Genomic DNA, 15,606 nt, shown 5'->3' with positions numbered 1-15,606 from the left:
AGACTGCTGACCGAGGTGATCTGTTGCCCGCCCCGAACCTGACCCGCGAAGCCGCCCGCGAGCGGGCCGAGCTGCTGAGCGTGACGTCCTATGCCATCGACCTGGACCTCACCGACGGCGAGGGCGGTCCCGGCGAGAAGACCTTCCGATCCGTCACCACGGTCCGCTTCCGCTCCGCGGAGGCAGGCGCGCGAAGCTGGATCGACCTGGTCGCCGAGCGGGTCGACCGCGCCGTCCTCAACGGCGTCGAGCTCGACCTCGGCGACTACCGCGAGGAGGACGGCATCGCGCTGCCCGACCTGGCCGCCGAGAACGAGCTCGTCGTGCACGCCGACTGCCGATACATGAACACCGGTGAGGGCCTGCATCGCTTCGTCGATCCCGTCGACGGCGGCGTGTATCTGTACACGCAGTTCGAGACGTCCGACGCCAAACTCATGTTCGCCTGCTTCGACCAGCCGGACCTGAAGTCGGTGTATCAGCTCACGGTCACCGCGCCGTCGAGCTGGAAGGTCGTCTCCAACGATCAGATCAGTGAGACGACGACCATCGGCACCGCCGTCCGACACGTCTTCGCGACCACCCGACCGATGTCCACCTATCTGGTGGCGCTGGTCGCGGGCCCCTATGCGGAGTGGCGAGCCGAGTATGAGGACGAGCACGGCGTCATCCCGCTGGGCCTGTACTGCCGGGCGTCACTCGCGGAGCACCTGGACGCCGAGCGCCTGTTCACCGAGACGCGCCAAGGATTCGCGTTCTACAACAAGGCCTTCGGCGTGCCCTATCCGTTCGGCAAGTACGACCAGTGCTTCGTGCCGGAGTTCAACGCGGGTGCCATGGAGAACGCGGGCTGCGTGACGTTCCTGGAGGACTACGTCTTCCGATCGAGGGTCACCCGGTACTCCTACGAGCGCCGCTGCGAGACCGTGCTGCACGAGATGGCCCACATGTGGTTCGGCGACCTCGTGACCATGCGCTGGTGGAACGACCTGTGGCTCAACGAGTCGTTCGCGACCTGGGCGAGCGTCCTCTCGCAGTCCGAGGCCACCGAGTACACCCAGGCCTGGACGACCTTCGCCAACATCGAGAAGTCCTGGGCGTACCGCCAGGATCAGCTTCCCTCGACGCATCCGGTCGCGGCCGACATCCCCGACACCCATGCCGTCGAGGTCAACTTCGACGGCATCACCTATGCCAAGGGCGCGAGCGTCCTCAAACAGCTGGTCGCCTATGTCGGGCTCGACAACTTCCTCGCCGGCCTGCGGGTCTACTTCGCCCGTCACGCCTGGGGCAACGCGACGCTCGCGGATCTGCTGGCCGCGTTGGAGGAGGCCTCCGGCCGGGACCTCTCCTGGTGGAGCGCACAGTGGCTCGAGACGACGGGGCTGAACTCCCTGCGCCCGCGTTTCGAACTCGACGACGAGGGACGCTTCACCCGATTCGAGGTCGTGCAGGGACCGGCTCACCCCGGCGCGGGTGAACTGCGCACCCACCGACTGGCCGTCGGGATCTACGACGAGGACGAACGCGGGAAGCTCGTCCGAACCCACCGCGCCGAGGTGGACGTGTCCGGTCCGAGCACCGAGGTGACCGAGCTCGTCGGAGTGTCCCGCGGCAAGATCGTGCTGGTCAACGACGACGACCTCACCTACTGCGTGATGCGGCTGGACCCGGACTCGCTGGCCGCGCTGATCGACCGGATCGCCGACATCGAGGAGTCGCTGCCCCGAACCCTGTGCTGGTCGGCGGCGTGGGAGATGGCGCGGGAGGCCGAGCTCAAGGCGAGGGACTTCGTCGCGCTGGTCCTCGGCGGCGTGCACGCCGAGGACGAGGTGGGGGTGGCGCAGCGCCTGCTCATGCAGGCACAGACCGCGTTGTCCTCCTACGCCGCCCCCGAGTGGGCGCCCGAGGGCTGGCTGCGCCTGACCACCCGGGTCCTCGAACTCGCCCGAGCGGCGGAGCCGGGGTCCGACCACCAGCTCGCCTTCGTCAACTCCCTGGCCGGCTCGGTGCTCACCGAGGAGCAGCTCACGGTCCTGCGGGGCTGGCTGGACGGCTCGAACCCACTGCCCGGACTGACGGTGGACACCGATCTGCGCTGGCGCCTGCTGCTCGCGCTGGTGGCCCACGGCGCGGCCGACACCGCCGAGATCGAGGCGGAGCTGCGCCGGGACGCGACCGCGACCGGACGCAGGCACGCGGAGCGCGCCCGTGCGCTGCGGCCGACGGCGGAGGCCAAGGCCGAGGCGTGGCGACGGGCCGTGCACGATGACGAGCTGCCCAATGCCGTGAACGAGGCGATCATCCACGGCTTCTCGCATCCGGCTCAGCGGGAGTTGCTGGCCGACTACGTCCAGCGATATTTCGCCGAGGTGGACGACGTGTGGCGCAGGCGGTCGATCGAGCGGGCACAGCCTGCCGTCGTCGGACTGTTCCCGTCGTGGGCGGTGCGGGCGAGCACCGTGGAGGCCGCGGACGCCTGGCTGGCAGGCGACCATCCGCCCGCGCTGCGCAGGCTGGTCTCCGAGGGTCGGGCGGGGATCGTGCGCGCGCTGGCCGCGCGAGCCTTCGACGACCACTGAGCACGATGTCATGAGGGGCGGGGGCCTGACAGGCTCCCGCCCCGGTCGACAGCGGACTCCTACCGGTCCGGCTCGCTGCCCGCCTGGTCGGAGAGCATCCGCAGGCCGCTGAGCAGCCCGCCGACGAGGTCGCCCTCCTTGAAGGAGGCGACCATGCTCATCACCGCGAGCTTGCAGCCCCGGTTGGGCACCCTGCGTGCGGCCTCGGAACCGGTCACCAGTTCCACCACCCGGCCGGCCGGGGACACGGCGATCAGGACGGCGTCCCGTGCCGCGGACCCGATGGAGGCGTGCAGCTCCTCCGCACGTGCCCGGCTGTTCTCGCCGAGACCGCCCAGATAGATGCTGAAATCCAGGCCGGTGGACCGGCCCGCGAGGGTCAGCGCCTCGTCGAGCCGCGCCAACTGCGACGGCGTGAACGGCAGCACGGGCTGCTCGTCGCGCGTCAGCCTGCGTGCCACCGACACCCGGCCGGTGGATGTCACCACGGCGCCGAGGCCGAGGTCGGCGTCGTCGATCTCCACTCGGCGGGTCAGCTCACCAGTTCCCACGAGCACCTCCCCTGGCCGTCGACGCGATCGAGGCGTCGGTCTGCGCTGCCTGGTCGTCGTACTCCTCGGCTGCGGCTGCCCTGGCTCGCTGTGCGTCGCTCAGACCCGCGGGGTTCGCGGTCCACCACACCGGCGGGTAGTCCCATTCCTGGCCGGGGCGGTAGCGCGCAGCCCGAGCAGCCTTCTGCCGCAGGGTCAGCATCATCACCACGCCGTAGATCACCAAGGGGATCAGCACGAAGACGAGGATTGTCTCCACTACGGTCACGCCACGTACGGTAGCCCACGAGTCGACCACCAGGGTGTCTGCGTGTCACGGTCGACTGAGATCGGCGGCGGGCGGCCGTCTGTCGCCGCGCTCGCCGACGCGGCCCGCCTCGAGCGGCCCGCCGCTCTCTCGGCCCCGCCCCGGCGTACGCCCGGCCGATCCCCGTCGCCACGACGAGCACGCATTGTCATCTATCGTCACTCTAGGCGTTCGAGCGCTTATACGCCCGCTACGAGGGGTAATCCTCCATCACGGAGTCAACCCGGCTCGGATCACTCGGTCGGACCAGCAGACTCCCCCGTTCGGACCCGAACCAGAAGGGGGTGAATGCCACTCACATTGGCGGCTTGTCCAGGTCCGCTCAGGCTTCTACTTTCACCTGTACGGGTCTTGCACACATCCAGTAGGCGAAAGATCCGCCCGGATCGACGTCAAGGAGATGACACCATGTCTTTCAACATTCACGTTTGGAGCAAGGGAACCACCCGTCCCGGCGGTAGCCGTCCTACCGCACCGCACAGCGCGACAACGACTCTCCGTGCTGACGAGCCCGCCGCGAGAGCGGGCGTCCGGGTCACGCGCTCGACGCCGTCCGGCGGGGTGCGGGTCACGCGCACCGGTTCGACGCCGTCCGGGCTGCCGACCGCGCTCGGCGTCCGCGTCACCAGGTCCCGTCCACGGTGCGGTGTCCGCGTGACCAGGCTCCCGCTGCCGGTCTCCGGCGTCTGGGTCATGAGCGCGGCCGAGGGCGGCGAGATCAGGCGGCGTGAGCCGGCGGCGGGTGTGCGTGTCACCCGGCAGGGCCCCGAGGCGGGTGTGCGGGTCACCCGGCGCGATATCGAGGCGGGCGTGCGGGTCACCCGAGCGCTGCCCGAGGCAGGCGTCCGCGTCACCCGAGGCTCGCAGGCGGCAGGCGTGCGCGTCACCCGGGCGTCGGCCGCGGGCGGGGTCCGCGTCACCGGGCAGCTGCCCGAGAACGGCGTCCGCGTCACCCGGCAGCGGGTCCGCGCCACCTGTCGCGGGGTACGTGTGACCCGATGCGGTCCGCAGGCGGGCGTACGGGTCACCCCGAGCGGGCGCTGATCGCTTCCCGACTCACACATCGATTCCTCAGGCGGCGGGTTCGCCCAGGTAAGGCAGCCACAGCGGGTCGGTCTCGCCGCCGGCCAGCAGCCGCCAGTAAGGCCCGGAGGGTGCCCGAGGAGTCGTGAGCAGTCGCCATCCCAGTTCACGAAGGAGCCGGTCGGCCTTGCGATGGTTGCACCGCGCGCACGAGGCCACGCAGTTCTCCCAGGAATGACTGCCGCCCCGGCTCCGCGGGACCACGTGGTCCACCGTCTCCGCCCTGCCTCGGCAGTAGGCGCAGCGATAGCGGTCCCGCAGCATCAACGCGGCGCGCGTCAACGGCACCCGGCCGCGATACGGCACCCGGACGAACCGGCTGAGCCGGATCACGGACGGAACGGACTGGCTGACGTGCACTGAATGCACCGCGAGCCCCTGCGGGTCGTCGTGCACCACCTCGGCCTTGCCACAGATCACCAGGACGACCGCTCGACGCAGCGGCAACGCCGCCAACGGCTCGTAGGTCGCGTTGAGCAGCAGGACCTGCCGCCTGGACCAGGGCGAGGACGTCTCCCCGGCGGGCGCGGCCTGCGCGGGCGGAGTCGGATCGGCTCTGACGATGCTCGGCGGACAGACTCTGGGACTCGCCGGGCGTACGACAGCGGTCGGCGCCCACTCCGCAGGAGCGCCGATCGAAGTGGGTTGTCGGTCTGGCACGCAACCACCTCCACCGGTACGGAAACCAGTCGACCACACTTTCGGCCGGTCGCGCACTCCTGAATCGCCGACCGGTCGATGAACACCCGCCCCCGGGCACGGCGAGAGGGGGCGAATGTGATGCGAACGACCGTGGTCAGGAGGTCTGCGGGCGGTCCAGGGCCGCCGTGACCGCGCCACCAGCGACCGACGAGCCGTTCTCTAGAGTGCGGGCGTGGCCGTTGACCCGCCGATCTACCCCGATGCAGTACGCGAGAACGTCGTCGAGACGCTGCACGGCAGAACCGTCGCCGATCCCTACCGCGGACTCGAGGACGCCGAGGACCCCGCCACGACGGCCTGGCAGGAGGCGCAGGACACGCTCGCCGCGAGCATGCTGGGCTCGCTGCCCGGCCGCGAACGGCTGGCCGACCGGCTGACCGAGCTGACCGGCGCGGGCTCGGTGTCCGCCCCCGTCTGGCGCGCGGGCCGGGCCTTCTTCACCCGGAGGCTTCCTGAGGACGACCACGCCGTCCTGCACGTCCGGGAGACGACGGCCGACGGCGCCGTCACCGAGCGCGCACTGCTCGACATGAACCGACTCGACCCCACCGGGCGCACGACCCTCGACACCTGGTCGCCGAGCCTCGAGGGGACCCTCCTCGCCTATCAGCTGTCCGTGGGCGGCGACGAGCACTCCCTGCTCCATGTCATGGACGTGGCGACCGGGGAGGTCCTCGACGGACCGATCGACCGCTGCCGGTACTCGCCCGTGGCCTGGCTGCCCGGCGGCCGGGAGTTCTACTACGTGCGACGGCTCCCGCCCGCGGACGTGCCCGAGGGCGAGGAGCAGTTTCATCGGCGGGTCTGGCTGCACCGGGTCGGCGAGGACGCCGCGACCGACGTGGAGGTCCACGGCGCCGGACTCGACCTGACCAACTACTACGGCGTACGAGTGTCCGCGGACGGGCGCTGGCTGGTCGTCGACGCGCGCCCCGGCACCGCCCCGCGCAACTCCACCTGGCTCGCCGACCTCACCGCGACGGGCGAGCTGCGACAGATCTGCGATGAGCGCGACGAGGGAATGCTCCATGCCTGGGTGAACCCGGACGGCAGGCTGTACCTGCTGACGACGCTCGACGCGCCTCGCTGGCGGCTCTGCGTCGCCGACCCGGCCAGGCCGGACCGCGCGGACTGGTCGGAGCTGATCGCCGAGGACGTCGACTCGGTGCTCAGCGGCGTGGCCTGGCTGCCCGGCACCGAGCGGGTGCCCGCACGGCTCGTCGTCCTGCGTTCCCGACACGCGGTGTCCGAGCTGGCACTGCACGATCCGGGTACCGGTGAACAGACGGGCTCGGTCCCGCTGCCCGGCCCGGGCACCGTGACGGCGTTGTCCACCGTCGACCCCCGCACCGACGCCGAGGGCGACCGCCTCTGGTTCGGCTGGACCGACTTCCTGACCCCGGCGGGCGTCCGGGGCTACTGGGCGGAGTCCGGCCGAGAGGATCTGGTCGAGGCGGCTCCCGGCTCCGTGACGCCGCCCTCGGTACGCAGCGAGCAGATCGTGTACCGCTCCGCGGACGGCACACCCGTCCGACTCTTCCTCGTCAGCCCGGACGGCGCCGTGTCCATGCCCAGGCCCGCGATCCTGACCGGATACGGCGGCTTCTCGGTGAGTCGCAGGCCCGCCTACAGCTCCGCCGCCCTGGCCTGGGTCGAGGCGGGCGGTATCTGGGCGACGGCCTCGCTTCGCGGCGGCGGCGAGGAGGGCGAGTCCTGGCATCAGGCGGGCATGCGCGACCGGAAGCAGAACGTCTTCGACGACTTCCATTCCGCCGCCGACGAGCTGGTCTCCCGTCGATGGACCACTCCCGAGCAGCTCGCGATCATGGGCGGCTCCAACGGCGGTCTGCTGGTGGGGGCGGCGTTGACGCAGCGACCGGATCTCTACCGGGCCGTCGTCTGCTCCGCCCCGCTGCTGGACATGGTCCGCTACGAACGGTTCCTCCTCGGTCGGACGTGGAACGACGAGTACGGCACGGCCGACGATCCCGAAGAGCTCGGCTGGCTGTTGGGGTATTCGCCGTACCACCACGTCGTCGAAGGCGTGGAGTACCCGTCGGTGCTGTTCACCGTCTTCGACTCGGACAGCAGGGTCGACCCCTGCCATGCCCGCAAGATGTGTGCCGCGCTGCAGCACGCCACGGCGGGCGATCCGGAGAAGCGCCCGGTGCTCCTGCGGCGTGAGACCGAGGTCGGTCACGGAGCCCGCTCGGTCAGCCAGGCCGTCGCGTTGTCCGCGGACCAACTCGCCTTCCTCGCGGCACAGACCGGACTCGACCTGACCGGCGGCTGAGCACGAAACGCGCGCAGGCCGACCGACCCACGCCGATCGTCCACCACCACGGCCGATCGCACGGCACGGCACGGCCCGAGATCGCGGCGCGATCGCTTCCGTCGAGGGTTCGTATTGCCGTGATCTCCGTCGGTTCGATGGATTAATCTTGAGGGAGCGCTCGACAGGCCGCCGTCCGGACGGGCTCGGTGGCGCCAGGGGGTCGAGCAGCCACGGGAACCACCGGTCGCCGGTGGACGTCCCAACGGCGACGAGGGCGCGACGAGTCGGAAGGCAGCACCATGGAAGACCGCGGTTATCCAGCCGATCCGGGCCCCGGTCCGGCGGTCAGCGGCGGATCGTTCGAGGTCGACCCGGAGAACATCCAGAAGTTGATCGACGGGCTGAACGAGGCGATCGAGAAGCTGGAGACGATCGACAACCATGCCAGTCGGCGGTTCGCCCGCCTTTCGCCTCCGGGTGGGGACGACTACAGCGAGGGTGCGGTCCGACTGATCACCGAGCGTGCGATGGGTGCGGACGGCGCCCACGCCATCGCCAACAAAGCGTTTCGTGACGCACTAGAGAATACCATCGACAATCTCACCCAGACTCTCAACGAGTACCGGCGCATTGAAGAAGAGAACTCGCAGATCGGAAACATCGACGTATGAACCGCACCCTGCGCAGCACTCTCTGCGCCACAGCGATCGGTCTGCTTGCTCTGACTGGTTGTTCCAGCCAGACCGAGGGCGAAGGCACTGCCGCAGACACCGCCACCGAGACACCCCCCACAAGCCAGATCGACGGGTCACCAGACGACACGAGCACCTCTGAGGCCGAGCGTGCAGTCGAAGACCTCGATCCTGGTCGTGCCACGGAAGATCCATGTCTGTTCGTCACACCTGATCAGCTCACGGCCTACGGCCTCACGGAGCCGGGCGAGGCTGAGGTGAGCCCGGTCGACGACATTCTCGAATGCTCGTGGTCCAACCGTCAGAATGAATCGATCAATCGACTCATCGTCGCCCATGATCAGGTAACAGGTGGAATCGAACGCCTTCGAGAAGCGCCCTTCCCCTATGTCGAGACTGATGTCGAGATCGCAGGGCGTCCTGCCATCCATCACGACACTCTTCCGCATGAGCCCGAAGGTCAGTGCGGCACCTACGTCGATCTCACGGCCGACAGCACCTTGAGCGTTCGTATCTACATCTCCGACGATGACGTCGACGCCTACAGCAACCCCTGCGGAAAGGTTGACGAGGTGGCGGCGATGATAATCGAGAATATTCAAGGGGGGATCTGAGGTGACCGGCCCCATCGTCCCACAGTGCCGCGCGGTCGACGGCGACGAGATCTACGCCTGGTTCCACACCAACGCGAGCGGCCCCGAGAACACCACCGACGAGAACTACCAGGCCTGGCATGAGATCGGCTTGGAGTACCGCGACGTGCAGGAGACCATCGATCGGGCTGTCGAGGCGGCCCAGGTCGGTTGGTCCGGCACGGCGGCCGACAGTGCGGGGAACACGATCCGGCCGTTCAGCGAGTACGCCGTGCACGCGGAACAGACCTGCACCGACGTCTCCTACAAGGTCGCCGCGCAGAGTGGCGCGTTCCGGACGGCGGCACGCAACATCGAGAAGCCGCCGGAGGTGCCGGACGAGCCCTGGTACAGCCCGGTGCCGTGGGAGATCGACTACGACCGTAAGAAGGAGGCCAACCAGGAGCAGAACAGCGCCAACGTCGCCGCGTACAACGCCTATGGCATGGACACCTCGGAGAACGTCAACAATCTTCCGGTGTTCGAGCAGCCCGCCGAGGTGCAGATCTCGATGAAGGGCGCCGACACCCTCGGGGTCAATCCGGGTGGGGGCAACGGTAGCGGTGGCTCCGGTGGCGGAGGCACCGGTGGCGGCGGCCTCGGCTCGCTCCCGTCTGGCGGCGGGGGCGGCGCAGGCGGAGGTGGAGGCGGAGGCGGAGGCGGAGGCTGGACGCCGCCCGGTGAGCTGCCCAACGGTGGCGGCGGCACCGGTGGCGGTACCGGAGGCGGCGGAGGGGGCGGAGGCGGCGGCTTCACCCCGCCCGGGACCTCACCGCAGCCGCCGCCGTCGATCAGTCCCGACGCCAACATCCCGAGCACGCCGAATCCGAATCTTCCCGGCGGCCTCCCCGGGCCGAACGGACCCAATATGCCTGGCGGGCCTTACAACCCCGGCGGGCCGAATGGTCCCGGCGGATTCGTTCCGCCCGGCGGGTCGGGCGGCGGCATCGGCGGCAGCGCGGGCGGACCCGGTGGCGGGCGCGGACCCGGCGGGTTCCGGCTGCCGGGCGGCTTCGGCGGCCCGGGCGGTCCCGGCGGCGGGGGCTTCGGACCCGGCGGCGGCAGCGGCTTCGGACCCGGCGGCGCGGGTGGGGGAATGGGCGGTCGGATGCCCGGCGGCTTCGGACCCGGCGGCGGCGGTTTCGGACCCGGCGGCGGCGGCTTCGGACCGGCAGGCGGCGGCTTCGGACCCGGCGGCGGCGGCGCAGGCGGCATGGCAGGCGGCGGCATGGCAGGCGGCGGACGCGGCGGCCAGGCTCAGGACGGCGAGGACGACAAGGAGCACAAGCGCGCCGACTACCTGGTCGAGACCGACGACGTGTTCGGCGACGGCCAACGAGTGGCGCCTGCGGTCCTCGGCGAGACCCCGCCCTCGAACTACCGCTGAGACGGACGCATTCCACGGGCGTCGGTGTCACTCGCCTCATCTCGGGTGACACCGACGCCCCAGGGACGGGCGGCGCGCCACCGCCGTCCGGTGAAGGACCCAGTCGGGAGCGACGATGTTGCGCAGCAGGATCACCATCTCCAACCTCGCCTATGACGTGCTCTGGGAGCAGGAACGGCTGGAGGAGAAGCATCTGGCGTTGAACAGCCGATCGCCGGGACGCACCTTCGACGAGCGTCGCGAGCTGGTGGAACAGGCCTGGCAGGAACTCGGCGGGCTGGGCCTGGCCCGAGGCCGCGAGGCGCATCCGGATCTGCTCGACGCCCTTCGGCTGATCAAGCGGCCGGACGTCGAGTTCTACGGCTGGTTCAGCCATGGTCAGAAGGACACGAGGTCCGCGCTGGCCCTCGGCAGCGGCGAACAGGCGCTGCTGGCCGAGATGGCCGACGACGAACTGACCCTCCAGCCGGTCCGGTCGACCGGGCTCATCGACGCGCTGCTCTCGGCGCTGCCGCCGAATCAGGGCGGTCGCGGCCGTTCCTTCAACTTCCCGAAGGACTCCTTCGGCGACGGCGGCACCGAGCCTGCCCGCGAGGGCGAGTTCGGCTTCGAGGCCGCACCGGGCGGAGCGGGCGGCGCGGACATGAAGGCCCTGAAGCAGCTGCTGGCCATGCCGAGGGCCAGCGCGGGACAGCTGTACGTGGCGCGGCGGGACCGCTTCGGGAAACGGCATCGCGTCGACAACGCGATCAGCTTCTTCGATCCGCCGCCCGGGCGCTACATGGCGCAGGAGACCCTCGGTCCGGACGGGCGGAACTGGATGGTCGTGGCACCCGCCAATGCCCGGGCCCTCGGTTCCCGGCTGGCCGAGATGGCCGGGCGACTCGCCTCGTGACAGCCGGGTGCATGACTGATCACCGACCCGTGACGTGATGCGGGCACCACGATTACCATGACTCTCTGTGTTCATGCCCACGGCGGCGCCCGACTGCGCCCGTGAAGAAGACTCCTGGTGCGAACGGGTCTACGAGCTCACCGACAATGCCGTCGTCGCGCAGATCTCCCCCGCGCTGATCACCGCCGTCCAGATTCTGCTGATCTTCCTGGCGGCCTTCGTGGTCAGGTTCATCCTGCATCGCGCCATCGGCCGCGCCACGAGGATGAGCGGTGAGCAGAAGATTCCGGCGCTGCTCAGGCCGCTGCGTGACCGGGCCCCCGACGCGCTCGGGCCGTTGTTGTCCGAGCGACGCATCCAACGTGCTCGCACCATCGGCTCGGTGCTGAAGTCCATCACGTCGTTCGTGGTCTACGGCTTCGCCCTGATCCTCTCGCTGGATCAGCTGGGCATCCAGATGGCGCCGATCATCGCCTCCGCGGGTGTACTGGGCGTGGCGATCGGTTTCGGCGCACAGAATCTGGTTCGGGACTTCCTGTCCGGGATCTTCATGATGCTGGAGGACCAGTACGGCGTGGGCGACATCGTCGATCTCGGCGACGCGATCGGCACCGTGGAGGCCGTGGGACTGCGCGTCACCACGGTGCGTGACCTCGGCGGCACGGTCTGGTATGTCCGCAACGGCGAGGTGCTGCGCGTGGGCAACTTCAGCCAGGGTCACGCGGTCGCGGTGGTCGACCTGCCTCTGTCGCACTCCGCGGACGTCGACGCGGCGCTGGAGCTGGCACAGGCGACGGCCGCCGAGGCGGCGGCCCAGGCTCCCCTGGCGGAGAGCGTCTTGGAACCGCCGGAGATGCTCGGCGTGGATCAGATCACGCCGGACACGATCACGATCCGGCTGACCATCAAGGTACGCCCCGGCAGGCAGTGGGCCGTGGCGCGGGCCCTGCGCGCCCGAATCAAGGCGGCGTTCGACCGCGCCGAGATCAGCGCGCCCTATCCCTCTGGCCGTCCGTTCTACCAGGGATGACGGCGTAGACCACCCCCTGAGGAGAAGGGTGTTTCGGGCGTGAGCGAGTATGGACCCGTGGGCGAACCGGAGAACTTCTACGAGGCAGTCGGGGGCGAGCAGACCTTCCGACGGATCGTCGCTCGGTTCTACGTCGAGGTGGCTCACGACGAACTGCTGCGCCCGATGTATCCCGAAGAGGACCTGGGCCCGGCCGAAGACCGCCTGCGTCTGTTCCTGGCCCAGTACTGGGGCGGCCCGCACACCTACTCCGAGCAGCGGGGTCACCCTCGGCTGCGGATGCGTCACGCCGGTTTCACCATCGGCGAGGCCGAGCGCGTCGCCTGGCTGCGCTGCATGCGAGTGGCGGTCGACGAGGTCGAACTCGAACCGGCTCACCGCGACCGTCTGTGGGCGTACCTGGAGATGGCCGCCCAGACGCTGGTCAACTCCTGGCACTGATCCACTGCGGCCGGCGGCCGCCGACACCGATCACGAACGGCTCCCGGTCCGCGGGCCGTATCCTGCTCCGCGCCACCCGGACGGGTCCCGTTCCGGGCAGGTCATGATGCCCGACAGCGCAGTGCCCAAGATCGCGCTACTCAATCACCCGTTTGAGGCAACTTTCCCCCGAAACAGATGGCAGGATGGCTCCCTGTGCGACGATCTGCCGACCTTCAAACCGAGACTGCGGAGAACTCCGCGTGGTGGCGAAACGCAGTCTTCTATCAGGTCTACGTGCGTTCCTTCGCGGACTCCGACGGTGATGGTGTCGGCGACATCGACGGAATCCGAGCCCGGCTCGGCTACCTCGAGCTTCTCGGCGTGGACGCCCTCTGGCTGACGCCGTTCTACCGCTCACCGATGGCCGACCACGGCTACGACGTGGCGGACCCCAGGGACGTCGATCCCCTCTTCGGCGACCTGGCGGCCTTCGACCGACTCGTGTCCGAGGCCCACGCCTGTGGTATCCGGGTCACCATCGATTTGGTGCCGAACCACAGCAGTGACCAGCACCCGTGGTTCCAGCAGGCGCTGCGGGCGGCTCCCGGCAGCCCGGAGCGCGATCGATACGTCTTCCGCCCCGGTCGCGGTCCCGACGGCGCGCAGCCGCCCAACAACTGGACCAGCATCTTCGGCGGCCCGGCATGGACCCGGCTGCCGGACGGACAGTGGTACCTCCACCTGTTCGCCCCGCAGCAGCCGGATCTGAACTGGGCGAACATCGACGTCTGGAACGATCTGGAGCAGACGCTGCGCTTCTGGCTCGACCGGGGCGTCGACGGCTTCCGCATCGACGTCGCGCACGGCATGGCCAAGCCCGACGGTCTGCCGGACATGGACGCCAGAGCCGATCAGGGGTCGGCGGTGCTGCATGACAACCGGCTGGACCCCAGGTTCGACAACGACGGCGTGCACGACGTCCACCGCATGGTGCGCAAGGTCCTCGACCAGTATCCGGGCCGCATGGCGGTCGGCGAGATCTGGGTGAAGGACGACGAACGGTTCGCTCGCTATCTGCGGCCCGACGAGCTGCACCTGGGCTTCAACTTCCGTCTGGTCGAGGCCGCCTTCAACGCGGAGGTGATCCGCGAGGCGATCGAGCACTCCGTCCACGCCCTGGCCGCCACCGACACGCCGCCGACCTGGACGCTGTCGAACCACGACGTGGTGCGTCACGTCTCTCGTTACGGCGACGGTCCGCAGGGCGCGCGGCGGGCCCGCGCGATGATGATGGTCGAGCTGGCGCTGCCAGGTGTCGCGTTCCTCTACAACGGGGAGGAACTGGGGCTGCCGAACGTGGATCTGCCCGACTGGGCGCTGCAGGACCCGATCTGGGAGCGGTCCCGGCACACCGAACGAGGCAGGGACGGCTGTCGCGTGCCCATGCCCTGGGAAGGCGAGACGCCGCCGTTCGGGTTCTCCACTCGGCCCGAGACCTGGCTGCCGATACCGCCGGAATGGGCCGAGCTGACCGCCGAGCGTCAGCTCGAGGACCCCGAGTCGATGCTCTCGCTGTACCGCCAGGCGTTGGAGCTGCGCAAGACGACCTCGGCGTTCTCCGGCACCGAGATCGAGTGGTACGGCGCTCCGGAGGGCTGCTTCGCGTTCCGACGCAAGGGCGGCGGTCTCATCTGCGCACTCAACACCTCGTCGGTGCCCGTGCCGCTTCCGCCTGGTGAGGTGCTGCTCTCCAGCGGTCCGCTCGGGGTCGGGGAGCTGCCCCCGGACACCGCCGCCTGGCTGCACTGATTCGTGACCGCCGGTCCCGTCTGAGAGGTCACGGCGATCGGCGTCCCGGCGCCCCGCTCCCGCGGGGCGCCGGGAACCGTTCAGATCAACAGCGGCAGCATCGCGTGTCGGCGGCGCACCACCGAGCCGAATCGCGCGTCCAGACGAAGCCAGGAGTCGGTCGCGACGACCCGAACCTGGTCCTCGGCCTCGCCGCCACCGACGAAGCCCATCCCGGACAACGCGAACAGGCAGCGCAGCGGGATCTTGACGTCCAGTCCGGCGCCGCTCACGGTCAGCACCGTCTGATCGAGCAGCGCGGCGGGCGGCGTGCCGTGTGGTCCAGGATTGTCCCTGGCCACCGACACTCCCCGCTCGGCGAGTTCCGCGATCGTGCCCGCCGGGACGTCGTCGACCCGCCGCCAGCCCTCCGACGGCGGCAGGGCCGAGCGCCAGAGGAGGTCCTGCGGCAGGCCGGGGTCGAGGCGATCTCCCCGCACCACCGTGAGCGTGGTGAGGAGGTCGTTGGCCCAGACGGTCGTGTCGGCCGGGGCGAGCACGCCTTCGACGGACCGGGTGACCAGCGCGTCGAAGGGTGTGGAGACCCATGCGTCCACCATCGGCGGGGCGCCCTCATCGAGGCCGGGCCGGTTGCGCAGTCGCACCACGGCCTGCTGATCGAGCCGGACCGCGCGGGCGACGAAGGCGCCGAGGTCGTCTCGGGCCGCGGAGTCGTCGAGGCGGAGCTCAGCCACGGACGCCCACCCCCTGCGGCCTGCCGACGGGCAGCTTCGCCCGCCAGCCCGCCAGGAAGTCCCGCTCGGTCTCGGTGAGCCTGCGCGGCCTGCCGCCCGCGAGGTCGTAAGGCACCATCACCGTCTCCGCGGTGGCCGCGATCGGATCGTCGGGAGACCGCCCGCTGCGCAGCACGTAGACGAGCGTGAACGATGCCGCCCGCAGTTCGTCGACGGCGATCTCGACTCGGACCGCGGCTCCGTCGACGATCAGCGGTCGAAGGTAGTCGACCCGCAGGCGGGAGACGACGGTGCCGTCGCCCATCTCGACCTCACCGCGTCGACCGCCCTCGACGAACAACAGCCCGACGCGGGCCTCCTCCAGCAACGTGACCGTGTTCGCGTGGTTGACATGGCCGAACGCATCCATGTCAGACCACCTCGGTGTCACGTCCGCGACATACACACCCAAGGGACGAATGCCTCCCAGCGGATCGACCTCATACCGTTTCGCCTCACCCTATC

15 protein-coding genes are annotated in these 15,606 nt (G+C 69.8%); 10 read left to right on the top strand and 5 right to left on the bottom strand.

What is annotated here, in order from left to right; genetic code table 11:
- Nucleotides 1-23 precede the first annotated feature (23 nt).
- Nucleotides 24-2,582 (top strand): aminopeptidase N, encoded by a 2,559-nt coding sequence (gene pepN, locus AHOG_RS07490; protein ID WP_093940695.1) that lies wholly within the window; start codon nucleotides 24-26, stop codon nucleotides 2,580-2,582.
- A 59-nt stretch (nucleotides 2,583-2,641) separates the two neighbouring features.
- Here the strand turns inward: pepN and AHOG_RS07485 are convergent, their stop codons facing one another.
- Nucleotides 2,642-3,133 carry a DUF5130 family protein gene (locus tag AHOG_RS07485; protein ID WP_093944253.1) on the bottom strand — a complete coding sequence of 164 codons (492 nt, stop codon included), beginning with the start codon at nucleotides 3,131-3,133 and terminating at the stop codon, nucleotides 2,642-2,644.
- Nucleotides 3,120-3,401: an aa3-type cytochrome oxidase subunit CtaJ gene (gene ctaJ, locus AHOG_RS07480; protein ID WP_093940694.1), complete on the bottom strand. Its 282-nt coding sequence runs from the start codon at nucleotides 3,399-3,401 to the stop codon at nucleotides 3,120-3,122. Before ctaJ ends, AHOG_RS07485 begins: the two co-directional genes overlap by 14 nt.
- Nucleotides 3,402-4,094: 693 nt before the next feature.
- Here ctaJ and AHOG_RS07475 point away from each other — a divergent pair.
- A complete protein-coding gene (locus AHOG_RS07475) occupies nucleotides 4,095-4,484 on the top strand; it encodes a hypothetical protein (protein WP_157736700.1) in 390 nt (129 codons plus the stop codon).
- Nucleotides 4,485-4,511: 27 nt separating this feature from the next.
- Here AHOG_RS07475 and AHOG_RS07470 read toward each other — a convergent pair whose 3' ends face one another.
- Nucleotides 4,512-5,183 (bottom strand): HNH endonuclease, encoded by a 672-nt coding sequence (locus tag AHOG_RS07470; RefSeq protein ID WP_184450917.1) that lies wholly within the window; start codon nucleotides 5,181-5,183, stop codon nucleotides 4,512-4,514.
- A gap of 214 nt (nucleotides 5,184-5,397) precedes the next feature.
- Here AHOG_RS07470 and AHOG_RS07465 point away from each other — a divergent pair, with 214 nt between their 5' ends.
- From AHOG_RS07465 to AHOG_RS07430, 8 genes are all read left to right on the top strand, one after another.
- Complete coding sequence (locus tag AHOG_RS07465; RefSeq protein WP_093940692.1) at nucleotides 5,398-7,518, top strand: prolyl oligopeptidase family serine peptidase; 2,121 nt, start codon at nucleotides 5,398-5,400, stop codon at nucleotides 7,516-7,518.
- 281 nt (nucleotides 7,519-7,799) lie between these two features.
- Nucleotides 7,800-8,171, top strand: a complete 372-nt coding sequence (locus AHOG_RS07460; RefSeq protein WP_093940691.1) for a hypothetical protein — start codon at nucleotides 7,800-7,802, stop codon at nucleotides 8,169-8,171.
- A complete protein-coding gene (locus tag AHOG_RS07455) occupies nucleotides 8,168-8,806 on the top strand; it encodes a DUF3558 domain-containing protein (protein WP_093940690.1) in 639 nt (212 codons plus the stop codon). Before AHOG_RS07460 ends, AHOG_RS07455 begins: the two co-directional genes overlap by 4 nt.
- 1 nt (nucleotide 8,807) lies before the next feature.
- On the top strand, nucleotides 8,808-10,211 hold the full coding sequence (locus tag AHOG_RS29030; RefSeq protein WP_169725782.1) for a PPE domain-containing protein: 1,404 nt from the start codon (nucleotides 8,808-8,810) through the stop codon (nucleotides 10,209-10,211).
- Between the two features lie 115 nt (nucleotides 10,212-10,326).
- On the top strand, nucleotides 10,327-11,106 hold the full coding sequence (locus AHOG_RS07445; protein WP_093940689.1) for an ESX secretion-associated protein EspG: 780 nt from the start codon (nucleotides 10,327-10,329) through the stop codon (nucleotides 11,104-11,106).
- Between the two features lie 73 nt (nucleotides 11,107-11,179).
- Nucleotides 11,180-12,136 carry a mechanosensitive ion channel family protein gene (locus AHOG_RS07440; RefSeq protein ID WP_093944251.1) on the top strand — a complete coding sequence of 319 codons (957 nt, stop codon included), beginning with the start codon at nucleotides 11,180-11,182 and terminating at the stop codon, nucleotides 12,134-12,136.
- 39 nt (nucleotides 12,137-12,175) lie between these two features.
- Nucleotides 12,176-12,577 carry a globin gene (locus AHOG_RS07435; RefSeq protein ID WP_376700038.1) on the top strand — a complete coding sequence of 134 codons (402 nt, stop codon included), beginning with the start codon at nucleotides 12,176-12,178 and terminating at the stop codon, nucleotides 12,575-12,577.
- Between the two features lie 195 nt (nucleotides 12,578-12,772).
- A complete protein-coding gene (locus AHOG_RS07430; protein WP_245856613.1) occupies nucleotides 12,773-14,368 on the top strand; it encodes a glycoside hydrolase family 13 protein in 1,596 nt (531 codons plus the stop codon).
- Between the two features lie 80 nt (nucleotides 14,369-14,448).
- On the opposite strand, the gene AHOG_RS07425 is transcribed toward AHOG_RS07430, so the two are convergent.
- Together AHOG_RS07425 and AHOG_RS07420 are read right to left on the bottom strand one after the other, a co-directional pair.
- Complete coding sequence (locus tag AHOG_RS07425) at nucleotides 14,449-15,102, bottom strand: DUF8185 domain-containing protein (protein ID WP_093940686.1); 654 nt, start codon at nucleotides 15,100-15,102, stop codon at nucleotides 14,449-14,451.
- Nucleotides 15,095-15,511, bottom strand: coding sequence for an acyl-CoA thioesterase (locus AHOG_RS07420; RefSeq protein WP_093940685.1), 417 nt, complete (start codon nucleotides 15,509-15,511; stop codon nucleotides 15,095-15,097). Before AHOG_RS07420 ends, AHOG_RS07425 begins: the two co-directional genes overlap by 8 nt.
- Between the last annotated feature and the right edge of the window lie 95 nt (nucleotides 15,512-15,606).

Source organism: Actinoalloteichus hoggarensis, assembly GCF_002234535.1.
In the GTDB taxonomy this organism is placed as follows: Bacteria; Actinomycetota; Actinomycetes; order Mycobacteriales; family Pseudonocardiaceae; genus Actinoalloteichus_A; species Actinoalloteichus_A hoggarensis.
This window is presented reverse-complemented; position numbering and strand designations above follow the sequence as displayed.